General features: G+C 67.9%; 14 protein-coding genes and 1 other RNA gene. 6 read left to right on the top strand and 9 right to left on the bottom strand.

Annotated elements, in window-relative coordinates:
* Positions 1-15: 15 nt before the first annotated feature.
* From QSJ95_RS04795 to QSJ95_RS04780, 4 genes are read right to left on the bottom strand one after another with little or no spacing between them, the layout of a single operon-like run.
* A complete protein-coding gene (locus QSJ95_RS04795) occupies positions 16-498 on the bottom strand; it encodes a DUF4442 domain-containing protein (RefSeq protein ID WP_043269601.1) in 483 nt (160 codons plus the stop codon).
* A 9-nt stretch (positions 499-507) separates the two neighbouring features.
* Positions 508-1,692, bottom strand: a complete 1,185-nt coding sequence (ubiH, locus tag QSJ95_RS04790; protein ID WP_043316425.1) for a 2-octaprenyl-6-methoxyphenyl hydroxylase — start codon at positions 1,690-1,692, stop codon at positions 508-510.
* Position 1,693: 1 nt separating this feature from the next.
* Positions 1,694-3,028: a Xaa-Pro aminopeptidase gene (gene pepP / locus QSJ95_RS04785; protein ID WP_285640482.1), complete on the bottom strand. Its 1,335-nt coding sequence runs from the start codon at positions 3,026-3,028 to the stop codon at positions 1,694-1,696.
* A 9-nt stretch (positions 3,029-3,037) separates the two neighbouring features.
* Positions 3,038-3,592, bottom strand: a complete 555-nt coding sequence (locus QSJ95_RS04780; RefSeq protein WP_043269606.1) for a UPF0149 family protein — start codon at positions 3,590-3,592, stop codon at positions 3,038-3,040.
* 172 nt (positions 3,593-3,764) lie between these two features.
* Here QSJ95_RS04780 and QSJ95_RS04775 point away from each other — a divergent pair, with 172 nt between their 5' ends.
* From QSJ95_RS04775 to QSJ95_RS04760, 4 genes are all read left to right on the top strand, one after another.
* Positions 3,765-3,974 (top strand): TIGR02449 family protein, encoded by a 210-nt coding sequence (locus QSJ95_RS04775; RefSeq protein ID WP_009615100.1) that lies wholly within the window; start codon positions 3,765-3,767, stop codon positions 3,972-3,974.
* A complete protein-coding gene (locus QSJ95_RS04770; RefSeq protein ID WP_009615099.1) occupies positions 3,971-4,285 on the top strand; it encodes a cell division protein ZapA in 315 nt (104 codons plus the stop codon). The genes QSJ95_RS04775 and QSJ95_RS04770 overlap by 4 nt, the downstream gene beginning before the upstream one ends.
* 31 nt (positions 4,286-4,316) lie before the next feature.
* Positions 4,317-4,495, top strand: a non-coding RNA gene (gene ssrS, locus QSJ95_RS04765) — 6S RNA.
* 10 nt (positions 4,496-4,505) lie between these two features.
* The gene (locus QSJ95_RS04760) at positions 4,506-5,114 is read left to right on the top strand and encodes a 5-formyltetrahydrofolate cyclo-ligase (protein WP_043316421.1); all 609 of its coding nucleotides are present in this window, start codon (positions 4,506-4,508) and stop codon (positions 5,112-5,114) included.
* Between the two features lie 34 nt (positions 5,115-5,148).
* Here the strand turns inward: QSJ95_RS04760 and QSJ95_RS04755 are convergent, their stop codons facing one another.
* Positions 5,149-5,280, bottom strand: coding sequence for a hypothetical protein (locus QSJ95_RS04755; RefSeq protein WP_009615095.1), 132 nt, complete (start codon positions 5,278-5,280; stop codon positions 5,149-5,151).
* Between the two features lie 186 nt (positions 5,281-5,466).
* Here QSJ95_RS04755 and QSJ95_RS04750 point away from each other — a divergent pair, with 186 nt between their 5' ends.
* On the top strand, positions 5,467-5,922 hold the full coding sequence (locus QSJ95_RS04750) for an EVE domain-containing protein (protein WP_285640474.1): 456 nt from the start codon (positions 5,467-5,469) through the stop codon (positions 5,920-5,922).
* 329 nt (positions 5,923-6,251) lie between these two features.
* On the opposite strand, the gene QSJ95_RS04745 is transcribed toward QSJ95_RS04750, so the two are convergent.
* The 4 genes from QSJ95_RS04745 to QSJ95_RS04730 all read right to left on the bottom strand — a co-directional run bounded on the left by QSJ95_RS04745 (position 6,252) and on the right by QSJ95_RS04730 (position 11,736).
* The gene (locus QSJ95_RS04745; RefSeq protein ID WP_285640472.1) at positions 6,252-7,376 is read right to left on the bottom strand and encodes an ABC transporter permease; all 1,125 of its coding nucleotides are present in this window, start codon (positions 7,374-7,376) and stop codon (positions 6,252-6,254) included.
* Positions 7,377-7,379: 3 nt separating this feature from the next.
* On the bottom strand, positions 7,380-10,124 hold the full coding sequence (rbbA, locus tag QSJ95_RS04740) for a ribosome-associated ATPase/putative transporter RbbA (RefSeq protein ID WP_285640470.1): 2,745 nt from the start codon (positions 10,122-10,124) through the stop codon (positions 7,380-7,382).
* Complete coding sequence (locus tag QSJ95_RS04735; protein ID WP_009615086.1) at positions 10,121-11,194, bottom strand: HlyD family secretion protein; 1,074 nt, start codon at positions 11,192-11,194, stop codon at positions 10,121-10,123. Before QSJ95_RS04735 ends, rbbA begins: the two co-directional genes overlap by 4 nt.
* Before the next feature lie 137 nt (positions 11,195-11,331).
* Positions 11,332-11,736, bottom strand: coding sequence for a flagellar basal body-associated protein FliL (locus QSJ95_RS04730; protein ID WP_009615084.1), 405 nt, complete (start codon positions 11,734-11,736; stop codon positions 11,332-11,334).
* A gap of 157 nt (positions 11,737-11,893) precedes the next feature.
* On the opposite strand from QSJ95_RS04730, the gene QSJ95_RS04725 reads away from it, so the two are divergent.
* Complete coding sequence (locus tag QSJ95_RS04725) at positions 11,894-12,874, top strand: NADPH:quinone oxidoreductase family protein (RefSeq protein WP_285640465.1); 981 nt, start codon at positions 11,894-11,896, stop codon at positions 12,872-12,874.
* The last annotated feature ends 300 nt before the right edge of the window (positions 12,875-13,174 follow it).

Raw genomic sequence — 13,174 nt, 5'->3', positions numbered from 1 at the left:
CCTTTTTCCATGTCGTCAGCCGGCCTTGCGCAGGCGCGGCTTGAGCCTGATGTAGAGGGTCTTCTGCACCCGCGCGACCAGCGTGCCCTCGCCGTCGCGCACCTCGGCGTGCAGCTTGGGCAGGTACTTGCCGCCGTCGGCGGTCTGCGCCCGGACTTCGTCCAGCAGTTGCTGGTCGATGCGGAACTCGGCGTACACCGGCCCCTTGCCCGGGGTGATGAATTCGATGTTGGCGGCCTTGTCCCAGACGATGTAGTCGCGCCCCAGGTTCTCCATCAACATGAGCATGAAGAAGGGGTCGGTCATGCTGTACAGGCTGCCGCCGAACTGGGTGCCGACGTAGTTGCGGTTGAACCAGGACAGCACCATCTTCACCCGCACCTCGCGGAAGTCCGGGGCGATGTGGCGCACCCGCACGCCGGCGCCGATGTAGGGCGGGTAGAGGTTCAGGCCGAAGCGCAGCAGGCGGGCGCGGCGGGCCATCTTGCCTGAGGACATCGCCGCTCCCTAGACCGGCCGCGCGCCCAGGCCCATGGCCTGGCGGGCGAACCAGCGCTTGGCCGGCGGCAGCAGGTCGAGGCCGAGCAGGCCCAGGTTGCGCCCGGTGGCCAGCACCGGCTGGGCGTTGGAGAACAGGCGGGTGACGCGGTCGGAGAAGCCGACGGTCATCTGCTGGTCCAGGCGCTGGCCTTCCAGGTAGCGCTGCAGCACGGCGAAGTCGCCGGGCGCGGCGTCGGCGCCGAGCAACTGGTCGGCCAGGGCCTGGGCATCGCGCAGCGACAGGTTGAAGCCCTGCCCGGCGATGGGGTGCAGGCTGTGCGCGGCATTGCCCAGCACCACCAGGTGCGGGCGCACCTGTTCCTCGGCCTCGCTGAGGATCAGCGGGTAGCAGTAGCGCGCGCCGACCTGGCGGAAGCCGCCCAGGCGGTAGCCGAAGGCTGCCTGCAACTCGTCGAGGAACTGCCGCTCGGGCAGCTCGCGCAGGCGCTCGGCATCGCGCGGCGGGCGCGTCCAGACCAGCGCGCAGCGGTTGTCCGGCAGCGGCAGCAGGGCCATGGGCCCCTGTTCGGTGAAGCGTTCGAAGGCCTGGCCGCGGTGTTCCTCGCTGGGGCTGACGTTGGCGATCAGCGCGGTCTGCCCGTAGGGCGCCTCGCGCACGCCGATGCCCAGCTGCTCGCGCAGGCCGGAGCGGCCGCCGTCGGCGAGCACGGCGAGGTCGCAGTCCAGGATCGAGTCGTCGTCCAGGGTCAGCCGGTAGCCGTCGTCCAGCGCCTGCATACGGCGCACTTCGGCCGGGCAGCGCCAGCTCACCACTTCGTGGTCCAGGGCCTGCCACAGGCACTGGCCGAGCCAGGCGTTCTCCACCACGTAGCCCAGCGCCGGCACACCCTCCTCCATTGCAGTCAGGCGCGCGGAGCCGAAGCGCCCGCGGTCGGACACGTGGATCTGGCTGATCGGCTCGCCGCGCTGGGCGATGCGCTGCCACAGGCCGAGGCGTTCGTAGATCTGCCGGCTGCCGAAGGACAGCGCCGAGGAACGGGCGTCATAGCTGGGCTGGTAGGCGTCGCCGGGGGCGAACGGCTCGATGAGCACGATGCGCCAGCCACGCTCGCGGGCGCCGGCCTGCAGGATCAGCGCCAGGCTGGCGCCGACCAGGCCGCCGCCGATGATCGCCAGGTTCGCGCGTTGCATCTCAGGCCGCCTGGGCCTTGGCTTCGGCCATCAGCGCCTCGATCGCGGCGACGGTCTTGGGCACGCCGTTGGTCAGCACTTCGCAGCCGCTCCTGGTCACCACCACGTCGTCCTCGATGCGCACGCCGATGCCGCGCCACTTCTTCGGCACGTCGGTGTTGTCCGGGGCGATGTAGATGCCCGGCTCGACGGTCATCGACATGCCCGGCTCGAGCACGCGCCATTCGCCGCCGACGCGGTATTCGCCGACATCGTGCACGTCCATGCCCAGCCAGTGGCCGGCGCGGTGCATGTAGAAGGCCTTGTAGGCTTCGCTGGCGATCAGTTCGTCGACGTCGCCCTTGAGCAGGCCGAGCTTCACCAGGCCGGCGGTGATGACGCGCACGGTGGCCTCGTGGGCTTCGTTCCAGTGGCGGCCGGGGGCGATGTAGTCGAAGGCGGCCATGTTGGCTTCCAGCACCAGCTCGTAGATGGCCTTCTGCTCGGGGCTGAACACGCCGTTGGCCGGGAAGGTGCGGGTGATGTCGCTGGCGTAGCAGTCGATCTCGCAGCCGGCGTCGATCAGGATCAGGTCGCCGTCCTTGATCTGCGCGTCGTTCTCCCGGTAGTGCAGGATGCAGGCGTTGCGCCCGGTGGCGACGATCGAGCCGTAGGCCGGCATCTTCGCCCCGCCCAGGCGGAAGGCGTATTCCAGCTCCGCCTCCAGGTGGTATTCGTACAGCCCCGGCCGGCAGGCCTGCATGGCGCGGATATGGGCGCCGCAGGAAACCTCGGCGGCGTAGCGCATCACCTTCACTTCGCCGGCGCTCTTGTACAGGCGCAGGTCGTGCAGCAGGTGGTCGAGGGCGACGAACTCGTTCGGCGGCTGCGCGCCCTGGCGGGCCTTGGAGCGGATCACGTTGATCCAGTCCATCAGCCGGCGGTCGAACTCGGGGTTGGCGCCCAGCGCGTAGTAGACGCGGTCGCGGCCCTCGATCAGGCCTGGGAGGATGTCGTCGATGTCGCCGATGGGGAAGGCGTCGTCGGCGCCGAAGTCCTTGATCGCGCCGTCCTGGCCGGCGCGCAGGCCGTCCCACAGCTCACGCTCGGGGTCGCGTTCGCGGCAGAACAGTACGTACTCACCGTGCTCGCGGCCGGGGATCAGCGCCATCACCGCTTCCGGCTCGGGGAAGCCGGTGAGGTACTGGAAGTCGCTGTCCTGGCGGTAGACGTGCTCGACGTCGCGGTTGCGGATGTACATCGGCGCCGCGGGCAGGATGGCGATGCTGTTGGGCTCCATCTGCGCCATCAGCGCCTTGCGCCGACGGGCGTATTCCGGTTTGGCGATACGGATCATGCAGCTACCTCAGTGCAGGGAGGGTTTGTCGGCCGGCGCCGGCACCTTGCCGAATTCGGAGAACAGCAGCAGCGGGGCGACCCGCAGGTATTCCTGGACTTCCATGTAGTCCGTCTCGCCGTCCTCGGACTCTTCCAGCTGGCCCTGGACCTGGGCGATGGCGGCGATGTCCTGGAGCACTTCGTCGGCCTCGTCGGACAGGCCGGCCTGGCGCAGCGCCAGGCCGAAACCGGCGAGGAAACCCTGGCACCACTGGCCCAGGGCCTGGGCGCGCTCGGCCAGCGGGGCGTCGTCGTTGGGCAGCATCAGCACCACGGCCATCTCGCCGGCGCTCAGGTCCTGCTGGACCATGCCCAGCAGGCCGCCCAGGGCCGCCTGCAGGCGCTCGCTGAGTTCGCCGCCGAGCAGTTCGGAGGCGGCCTGCAGCCACTCGCCCTGATCGAAGCCGGCGCCGGCGCAGACGCGCCCGAGCAGGTGGCCGTGCAGTTCCGCCGGGGAGATCGGCAGGGCCGCCTCGGCGAGCAGGTTGGCGAAAGCGGTGTAGGCGGAATTTACTGTGGACATGCGCGGGACCTGAATATCGACGCTAGGCGCCACCAGGCGCTATGCATAGAATGAGAGTGGCTATCCTAGCACCGCCGGGCGCGCTCAGACCATGCGACGGCATGTCGGGCAACCCCGTGCGGTGCCGTACCTTGTATAGTTTCCGGTCATCCCCTTGCCCAAGCGAGAGCCCATGGAAGACGCCGACCTGCAAACGCTGATCGCCAAATTCGACCTCCTGCTCCAGCGCCTGGAACAGCTCAAGGCGGAGAACCGGCTGCTGCGGGCCAACGAGAAAAGTTGGCGCGAAGAGCGCGCTCATCTGATCGAGAAGAACGAATTGGCGCGCCACAAGGTCGAAGCGATGATTTTGCGCCTGAAAGCCCTGGAGCAGGACTCATGAGCCAGACGAACACCCTGAACGTGCAGATTCTCGACAAGGAATACTGCATCACCTGCCCCGCCGAGGAGCGCGTCAACCTGGAAAGCGCCGCGCGCTACCTGGACAGCAAGATGCGCGAGATCCGCTCGAGCGGGAAGGTCATCGGCGCCGACCGCGTCGCCGTGATGGCCGCGCTGAACATCACCCACGACCTGCTGCACAAGCAGGAGCGCATGGACAACGAGCACAGCAGCACCCGCGAACGCGTGCGCGAACTGCTCGAGCGCGTGGACCGCGCTCTTACCACCGATCAGCCCGGGCGGGAAGACTGACCCCGGAGAAAACCCTGGGGTATACTGGCCACGCTCCCTGGTGTGTTGGCCAGTCGGTGATGTCCCTGAGCCGATAATCGCAACAACGGAGGTTGCCAGTTGGGCTGGTGTGCATGTCCGCACGACGGAAAGCCTTAAAGCCTACTGCAACCGCCACCTTGAACTTTCGGGTTCAAGGGCTAACCCGACAGCGGCATGTCCGGGGAGCTTTCCTCCTACCATGATCCACGCCCAAGACCTTTCCCGCGCCGCCCTGCGCCGTCTGCTGCGCCAGGCCCGCCGCAAGCTCAGCGCGCAACAGCAACGCCAGGCTGCCCGCGACCTGCAGCGCCGCATGGCGCAACACCCGCTGTTCCGCCGCGCCCGCCACATCGCCCTGTACCTGCCCGCCGACGGCGAGATCGACCCGCGCCCGCTGCTCGAGGCCGCGCAGAAACGCGGCAAGGCCACCTACCTGCCGGTGCTCAGCCGCTGGCCGCACACCCACATGACCTTCCAGCGCGTCGGCAACGGCGAGCGCTGGCGGAAAAACCGCTACGGCATCGCCGAGCCGCTGCCGGACCGCGGCCGCCAGCGCGAGCCCTGGGCGCTGGACCTGGTGCTGCTGCCGCTGGTGGGTTTCGACGAACGGGGTGGGCGCCTGGGGATGGGCAAGGGTTTCTACGACCGCACCCTGGCGTACCTGGGCAGGCGCAAAATCTGGCGCAAACCGACACTTTTGGGCCTGGCGCACGAATGCCAGAAGGTGGACAGGCTGGACCTGGCCAGCTGGGATGTGCCGCTGCAGGGCATCGTCAGCGACGCCGGCTGGTACGGCGCGCTCGCCTAGGCGCCGCGTTCCCTGCGGCGCCCGGCGGGGTGGATCAGGGCTGTTTGGTCACCTGGACCGGGACCTCGCCCTGGCGATCCCACAGGCTCTGGGTGTAACCGGTGGTGACAACGCCCAGGCCGAAAAGAATCACCAGCACCCACAACAGATCGGGCTTACGCTTCATCGATTGCCTCCCCCTTCCAGGCAAACTGTCAACGATGGCCGGCGGTGGTTTTTGGTCCGTCCGGCGCGTGCCAAGCTGAAAACGGCGGCATTCTCCGACAATGGAAAGCGTCTCGCAATTCCATGCCTGGTCCAGTCGTCGGAGTCAGTCGCTTCCCACAAAAACGGCGAAACTGGAGCAAGGATCATGCCGCACTGGCTGATGAAATCCGAACCCGACGAACTGTCGATCCATGACCTGCAGCGCCTGGGCAAGGCGCGCTGGGACGGCGTGCGCAACTACCAGGCGCGCAACTTCGTGCGCAGCATGCAGCCCGGCGACCTGTTCTTCTTCTACCACTCCAGCTGCCCGCAGCCAGGCGTGGCCGGCATCGCCCGCATCGATGGCGAGGCCTACCCCGATCCCACGGCGCTGGACCCGCAGAGCCCCTACCACGACGCCAAGGCCAGCGCCGAGAAGAACCCCTGGAGCGCGCGGGACGTGAGCTTCGTGGAGGCGTTCAGGGAAGTGCTGCCGCTGGCCACCATCCGCGCCGCCGCCGGGCTGGAGGAGCTGGCCCTGGTGCAGCGCGGCAGCCGTTTGTCGGTTATGCCGGTGAGCGAGGAGCAGTGGAAGATCATTCTTGGGTTGGCGCGACGCTAGGACGCAGGCCGGTCGTCGGGTGGGCGCCCAATTGGGCAGAGATGCTTTTCGTAGGAGCGAGCTTGCTCGCGAACGGTGTTTGCCGGTGACCGCTTGGTGTTCATCCCGAAGAGCGCCCTCTCCCTAACCCTCTCCCTGAAGGGAGAGGGGACCGTTCGGAGCGCTTGGGTATTCCTGAGTCAGCCGGCAGCACCAGCGGTTTCCGGCTGACACCATCACCTTTCTTGGCACGAACTAGCCCCCTCTCCCTTCAGGGAGAGGGCTGGGGAGAGGGTTGCGGAGTCCATCCAACACACCGAGCCCCCCAATTCACGAGCAAGCCCCCCACATCAAGCCATCTGCGAAATAGTCCTGCGGAACCGCCACAACGCCCCGCAGAAAAACGCCGCGCCGATACCAATGATCGCCAGCAGTTGCGGCCAGACGATGGCCAGCCCGGCGCCGCGGAACAGGATGGCCTGGGCCAGGCTGACGAAGTGCGTGGTCGGGGCGAACAGCATGATGTTCTGCACCAGCTCCGGCATGCTCTCGCGCGGCGTGGTGCCGCCGGAGAGGATCTGCAGCGGCATCAGGGTGAGGATCACCAGCAGCCCCAGCTGCGGCATCGAGCGCGCCACCGTGCCGAGGAAGATGCCCATCGAAGTGGTGGCGAACAGGTGCAGCGCCGCGCCCAGCAGGAACAGCGCCAGCGAGCCGCTGATCGGCACGTCCAGCCAGCCGCGCACCACCAGCTGCAGCGACAGCGCGGCCGCCGCCAGCACCACCACGCCCATCGACCAGACCTTGGCCAGCATGATCTCGAAGGCGGTCAGCGGCATCACCAGCAGGTGCTCGACGGTGCCGTGCTCGCGCTCACGGATCAGCGCCGCGCCGGTGAGGATGATCGACAGCATGGTGATCTGGTTGATCACCTCCATCACCGCGCCGAACCAGGCCTGGGTCAGGTTCGGGTTGAACTCCATGCGTACCGCCAGCTCCGCCGGCATGCCCGGCTCGCTGCGGTAGCGGCTGACGAACTCGCGCACCTCGGTGGCGACGATGTTCTGGATGTAGCCGGCGCCGGAGAAGGCCTGGGCGGTCTGGGTGGCGTCGACGTTGACCTGCACCGCCGGCTGGCGGCCGGCCAGCACGTCGCGCTGGAAGTCCGGCGGGATGTCCAGGGTGAAGGTGTACAGGCCGGTGTCCATGCCGCGGTCCATCTGCGCGTGGCCGATCATTTCCGGGGTGCGGAAGTACGGTGCCTGGAAGGCGTTGACGATGCGCGAGGAGAGCTGCGACTGGTCCTCGTCGACCACCGCGATGGGCGCGTGGTGCAGGGTTTCCGGCACGCCGGTGGCGGAGCTGTAGACGCCCAGGGTGAAGGCCCAGGCGATCAGGATCAGCATCGCGTAGTCGCGGCCGAGGCTGCGGAACTCCTTGATGCCCAGGTTGAAGATGTTCGCCAGTTTCTTCATCGCTCAATCCTCCTGCTTCTTCAACAGGAGCACGCTGAGCAGCGTCAGCACGCCGATGGCCGCCAGCAGCGGCAGGTAGTAGAGCCACAGGTCGCTCAGGCCCAGGGCCTTGGAGAAGGTGCCGCGGCTGATGATCAGGAAGTGCGAGGTCGGGTAGAGCTTGCCGATCAGCGCCGCCGCGCCCTCAAGCGAAGACACCGGGTGGATCAGCCCGGCGAACTGGATGGCCGGGATCATGGTGGCGATGGCGGTGCCGAACACCGCGGCGATCTGGCTCTTCATGAAGGTCGACAGCAGCAGGCCGAGGCCGGTGCTGGTGATCACGTACAGCAGCGCGCCTAGGCTCAGCGCCAGCAGGCTGCCCTTGAGCGGCACCTGGAACAGCAGCACCGCCATGGCCAGCATCAGCACGAAGTTGACCATGCCCATGCCGATGTAGGGCAGCTGCTTGCCGAGCAGGAATTCCAAGCGCGTCACCGGAGTGACGTAGAGGTTGGTGATCGAACCCAGTTCCTTCTCGCGCACCACGCCCAGGGCGGTGAGCATCGCCGGAATCATGATCAGCAGCAGCGGGATCACCGCCGGGACCATGGCCTTGAGGCTCTCCACGTCGGGGTTGTAGCGGTAGCGCACCTCGGTGCTGGCCGCCGCGCTGGCCTCGGCGTTGCCGCTCTGCCGGGCCAGCTCGGCCAGGTAGCTGCCGTGCAGGCCCTGCACGTAGCCCTGCACGGTGTTGGCGCGGGTGGGCATGGCGCCGTCGATCCACACGCCGATAGCCGGGTCGTCGCCGCGCTTGAGGTCGCGGCCGAAGTGCGGCGGGATCTCCAGCGCCAGGCTCAGCTCGCCGCTGCGCAGGCGCCGGTCGAGGTCGTCGGGGTCGCGGATCGCCGGGTGCTCGACGAAGTAGCGCGAGCCGGCGATGTTCAGCGCGTAGGCCTGGCTGGTGGTGGTCTGGTCGCGGTCGAGCACGGCGTAGGACAGGTCCTCGACGTCCATGTTGATGCCGTAGCCGATGATGAACATCAGCAGCGCCGTGCCCAACAGCGCCAGGGTCAGGCGGATGGGGTCGCGGCGCAGTTCCATGGATTCGCGCCGCGCATAGCTGAACAGGCGCAGCGGGCTGAAGCGCTGGCGCTGCGGCTTGTGCGGCGCCTGTTCGTCGACGGTGCTGGCCGGCGCCTGCGGCTCGGGCGGCGGCGCGGCGCTGCCGGCGGCCTCCTCCAGGTAGGCGATGAAGGTCGCCTCCAGGGTCGGCAGGCCGCGCTTGTCGATCAGGCCCTGCGGGGTGTCGCTGTCCAGCACCTTGCCGGCGTGCATCAGCGAGATGCGGTCGCAGCGCTGGGCCTCGTTCATGAAGTGGGTGGAGATGAAGATGGTCACCCCGTCGCGCCGCGACAGCTCGACCATCAGCTGCCAGAAGCCGTCGCGGGCCACCGGGTCGACGCCCGAGGTGGGCTCGTCGAGGATGAGGATTTCCGGCTTGTGGATCACCGCCACGGCCAGCGACAGGCGCTGGCGGATGCCCAGCGGCAGGCTGTCGGGCAACTCGTCGCGGACCTTGCCGAGGTCGAAGCGCGCGAGCATCTCCTCCACCCGCGGGCCTATCTGCTCGCTCGGCAGGTGGAACAGCTTGGCGTGCAGTTCCAGGTTCTGCAGCACCGTCAGCTCGGCATACAGCGAGAAGGCCTGGGACATGTAGCCCACCCGGCGGCGGGTGGCCATGTCCTTGGCGTTCACTGGCTGGCCGAACAGCGCGCAACTGCCCTCGCTGGCCGGCAGCAGGCCGGTGAGCATCTTCATGGTGGTGGACTTGCCGCAGCCGTTGGAGCCGAGGAAGCCGAAGATTTCCCCGCGCTCGATGCGGAAGCTGACGTGGTCCACCGCGACGAAGTCGCCGAAGCGGCAGGTCAGCCCCTCGGCCTCGATGGCGATCTGCGGCGCGCCCTCGCTGTGCTGGCGCGGCGGGATCACCAGTTCATGGTGGCCGGCGCGCTTGCGCTCGGGCAACAGCGCGACGAAGGCCGCTTCCAGGCTTTGCGTGCCGGTGTGCTCGCGCAGCTCGGCCGGGGTGCCGGTGGCCAGCACCTTGCCCTCGTCCATCGCCACCAGGGTGTCGAAGCGCTCGGCCTCCTCCATGTAGGCGGTGGCCACCAGCACGCTCATGCCCTGGCGGCCGGCGCGGATGCGCCCGATCAGTTCCCAGAACTGGTTGCGCGACAGCGGGTCGACGCCGGTGGTGGGCTCGTCGAGGATCAGCAGGTCGGGGTCGTGGATCAGCGCGCAGCACAGCCCGAGCTTCTGCTTCATTCCGCCGGAGAGCTTGCCCGCCGGGCGCTCGGCGAAGGGCGCAAGGCCGGTGCTGTGCAGCAGGTCGGCGATGCGCCGCTCGCGCTCGGCCTTGTCGTGGCCGAACAGGCGGCCGAAGAAGTCGACGTTCTCGAACACCGAGAGCGTCGGGTAGAGGTTCTTGCCCAGGCCCTGGGGCATGTAGGCGATGCGCGGGCACACCGCGCGGCGGTGGCGGGCGTCGCGCATGTCGCCGCCGAGCACGTGCACCTGGCCGTCCTGCAGCTTGCGCGCGCCGGCGATCAGCGCCAGCAGGCTGGATTTGCCGACGCCGTCCGGGCCGATCAGGCCGACCATACGGTTGGCCGGGATGTCCAGCGTCACGTCGTCCACCGCGCGGGTCTGCCCGTAGCGCAGCGACACGCCGGCCAGGCTGGCCACCGCGGTGTGCGGGGCGCTCATTGCGGAACCTTGATCTGCAGGTTGTCCGGCCATTGCGCCTCAGGGTCCAGGCGCAGGTAGGCCATGCCGGGCACGCCGGTCTTCACGTAGGTGATGTATTTCTCCAGCAGCGCCGGGTCCAGGCGCGCCTTGACGCGGAACATCAGCTTCTCGCGCTCGTTGGCGGTTTCCACGGTCTTGGGCGTGAACTGGGCGACGCTGGCGACGTAGGAGACCTTGGCCGGGATCACGTACTGCGGCACCGCGTCTATCACCAGGTGCACTTCCTGGCCAAGCTCCACGCGGCCGGCCTGGGCCGAGGGCAGGAAGAAGGTCATGTAGACGTCGGTCAGGTCGACCATGTTGAGCAGCTTGCCGCCGGCGGCCAGCACCTCGCCGGGCTGCGCCACGCGGTACTGCACGCGGCCATCGCGGGGGGCGCGCAGCAGGCTGTCGTCGATGTCGGCCTGCAGCCGGGCGACGCTGGCGGTGGCCGCCTCGATGGCCGATTGCGCCTCGATCACCTGGGAACGCCCGGCCTCGATGGCGGCCTGGGCCGAGATCACCTGGGAACGCGCGGCGGACAGCGCGGCCTGGGCGCTCTGCAGCACGGCGCGGTCGTCGTCCAATTGCTGTTGCGGCAGGGCGTTGCGCCTGACCAGTTGTTCGGTGCGGGTGAAGCGCTTCTGCGCGGCGGTGAGTTCGGCCTGGCGCTGGGCCACCACTGCCTCGGCGGTGCTCTTCTCGCTGTTGCGCTGGGTCACCACGGATTCGGCGGTGAGCTTGGCGTTCTGCGCCCGGCGCACCTCGGCCTGGGCCTGGGCCAGCTGCGCTTCCAGCACCTGGGTGTCCATGCGCGCGACCACTTCGCCGGTCTTGACGAAGTCGCCCTCGTCCACCTTGATCTCGGCCACGCGGCCGGGCAGCTTGGTGGCCACGTCCACCTCGGTGGCCTCGATGCGCCCGTTGCCGCTGGCGAAGCCTTCGCCCAGGCCGTTGGGCTTGAGCGTCTGCCAGGCCAGCGCGGCGACCACGGCGCAGGCCGCGAGCACGCCGCCGCGGAACAGCCAGCGTTTCGAATTTCCCTTCATCGTACCCCCTGGTCAACGCTCATCAGAGCGATCTTGTAGGGATCTTCAGCGAAGGGAGGGGAAAAGGCCTTGATACAGGTCAGAGCCGCCCGAAAAGACCTGGATAGCGGGCGAAAACGCGCGAAACCTGTGCCTTGTCAGGGCTGCACGATCAGGTTGTTGAACAGCAGATCGTCCACCAGCGGCTTCCCTTCCTCTTCTTTGAGGACCGTCTGTACCTGCTTGAGCGCCTCCTGGCGCAGTTTCTCCTTGGCCTCGACGCTGCCGAGGCTCTCGTCGGTCTGCTGGGCGAACAGCATGATCAGCTGGTTGCGGATCAGCGGCTCGTGGTGCTCGACCTTCTCCTCGGCCTCCTTGCCGGTGACCTTCAGGGCGATGTCGGCCTTGTAGTACTTCAGTTTCGGGCCGCTGCCGTAGTTGCCCACCAGGGCCGGGGTGAGGTCGACGAACAGCGGTTTGTTGGCGTCTTCCGGCTTGGCCTCCTCGGAAGCCATCAGGGGGCTGAGGAACAGGGCCAGCGACAGGGCGATCAGGGCTTTCAAGGCGACTTCTCCATGCACGATGCCGGCAAGCATAGCCATACCGGGCGCGCGGCCCAAGCCCGGCGGTTATGCACGGGCATAAGCCGGGACCATACTGATTTGCCCCCCGCCCCGCCACTCCTACACTGCCGGGCATTACACGAAAGGAGTACCTCCGATGAAAGCCTTGCTGTGCAAAGCCTTCGGCCCCGCCGAAACCCTGGTGCTGGAAGAAGTCGCCAGCCCCACGCCTGCGAAGAACGAAGTGCTGCTGGACGTCCACGCCGCCGGAGTGAACTTCCCCGACACCCTGATCATCGAGGGCAAGTACCAGTTCAAGCCGCCCTTCCCCTTCGCCCCGGGCGGCGAGGCCGCCGGCGTGGTCGCGGCGGTGGGCGAGAAGGTTTCCCACGTGAAGCCCGGCGACCGCGTCATCGCCCTGACCGGCTGGGGCAGCTTCGCCGAGCAGGTGGCGGTGGGCGCCTACAACGTGCTGCCGATCCCGGCGGGCATGGACTTCACCACCGCCGCCGCCTTCGGCATGACCTACGGAACCTCGATGCACGCGCTGAAGCAGCGCGGCAACCTGCAGCCGGGCGAAACCCTGCTGGTGCTCGGCGCCTCCGGCGGCGTCGGCCTGGCGGCGGTGGAAATCGGCAAGGCCATGGGCGCTAAAGTGATAGCCGCGGCCAGCAGCGACGCCAAGCTGGAAGTGGCCAAGGCCGCCGGCGCCGACGTGCTGCTCAACTACAGCGAAGGCAGCCTGAAGGACAAGCTCAAGGAAATCACCGGCGGCCAGGGCGTGGACGTGATCTACGACCCGGTGGGCGGCGAGCTGTTCGAGGAAGCCTTCCGCAGCATCGCCTGGAACGGCCGCCTGCTGGTGGTGGGCTTCGCCAGCGGCACCATCCCGTCGCTGCCGGCCAACCTGCCGCTGCTCAAGGGCGCCTCGCTGGTGGGCGTGTTCTGGGGCGCCTTCGCCCAGCGCCAGCCGCAGGACAATGCGGCGAACTTCCAGCAGTTGTTCCAGTGGTTTGCCGAGGGCAAGTTGAAGCCGCTGGTTTCGCAGACCTATCCGTTGGAGAAGGCTGGGGAAGCGATCGATCACCTGGGGCAGCGGCGGGCTGTTGGGAAGGTGGTGGTGCAGGTGCGCGCCTGATGTGATGGTGTTTGGGGGAGAGTCCGCTCCCTCTCCCTAACCCTCTCCCTGAAGGGAGAGGGGACCGTTCGGTGTGAAGTGTGATATCGGCGCTCGCCGGCCACGCCGGTGTTGCTGGATGGCACGAAAACCATCGACGGCACGGATAGCCCCCTCTCCCTGAAGGGAGAGGGGACCGTTGGGCAGAGGCGGGTGTTTTGGAGTTAGCCGGTTAGCCCGGCAGGTTCCGGCTGAAACCATCACGTCTCTCGGCACGGACTAGCCCCCTCTCCCTTCAGGGAGAGGGCTGGGGAGAGGGTT

It is taken from the genome of Pseudomonas sp. NBRC 100443 (assembly GCF_030268185.1).
Lineage (GTDB): Bacteria > Pseudomonadota > Gammaproteobacteria > Pseudomonadales > Pseudomonadaceae > Pseudomonas > Pseudomonas citronellolis.
This window is presented reverse-complemented; position numbering and strand designations above follow the sequence as displayed.

Bases quoted from the DNA above. Each gene is read 5' to 3' on its own strand.
- QSJ95_RS04795 (WP_043269601.1), bottom strand. From the start codon at position 498: ATGTCCTCAGGCAAGATGGCCCGCCGCGCCCGCCTGCTGCGCTTCGGC.
- ubiH (WP_043316425.1), bottom strand. From the start codon at position 1,692: ATGCAACGCGCGAACCTGGCGATCATCGGCGGCGGCCTGGTCGGCGCC.
- pepP (WP_285640482.1), bottom strand. From the start codon at position 3,028: ATGATCCGTATCGCCAAACCGGAATACGCCCGTCGGCGCAAGGCGCTG.
- QSJ95_RS04780 (WP_043269606.1), bottom strand. From the start codon at position 3,592: ATGTCCACAGTAAATTCCGCCTACACCGCTTTCGCCAACCTGCTCGCC.
- QSJ95_RS04775 (WP_009615100.1), top strand. From the start codon at position 3,765: ATGGAAGACGCCGACCTGCAAACGCTGATCGCCAAATTCGACCTCCTG.
- QSJ95_RS04770 (WP_009615099.1), top strand. From the start codon at position 3,971: ATGAGCCAGACGAACACCCTGAACGTGCAGATTCTCGACAAGGAATAC.
- QSJ95_RS04760 (WP_043316421.1), top strand. From the start codon at position 4,506: ATGATCCACGCCCAAGACCTTTCCCGCGCCGCCCTGCGCCGTCTGCTG.
- QSJ95_RS04755 (WP_009615095.1), bottom strand. From the start codon at position 5,280: ATGAAGCGTAAGCCCGATCTGTTGTGGGTGCTGGTGATTCTTTTCGGC.
- QSJ95_RS04750 (WP_285640474.1), top strand. From the start codon at position 5,467: ATGCCGCACTGGCTGATGAAATCCGAACCCGACGAACTGTCGATCCAT.
- QSJ95_RS04745 (WP_285640472.1), bottom strand. From the start codon at position 7,376: ATGAAGAAACTGGCGAACATCTTCAACCTGGGCATCAAGGAGTTCCGC.
- rbbA (WP_285640470.1), bottom strand. From the start codon at position 10,124: ATGAGCGCCCCGCACACCGCGGTGGCCAGCCTGGCCGGCGTGTCGCTG.
- QSJ95_RS04735 (WP_009615086.1), bottom strand. From the start codon at position 11,194: ATGAAGGGAAATTCGAAACGCTGGCTGTTCCGCGGCGGCGTGCTCGCG.
- QSJ95_RS04725 (WP_285640465.1), top strand. From the start codon at position 11,894: ATGAAAGCCTTGCTGTGCAAAGCCTTCGGCCCCGCCGAAACCCTGGTG.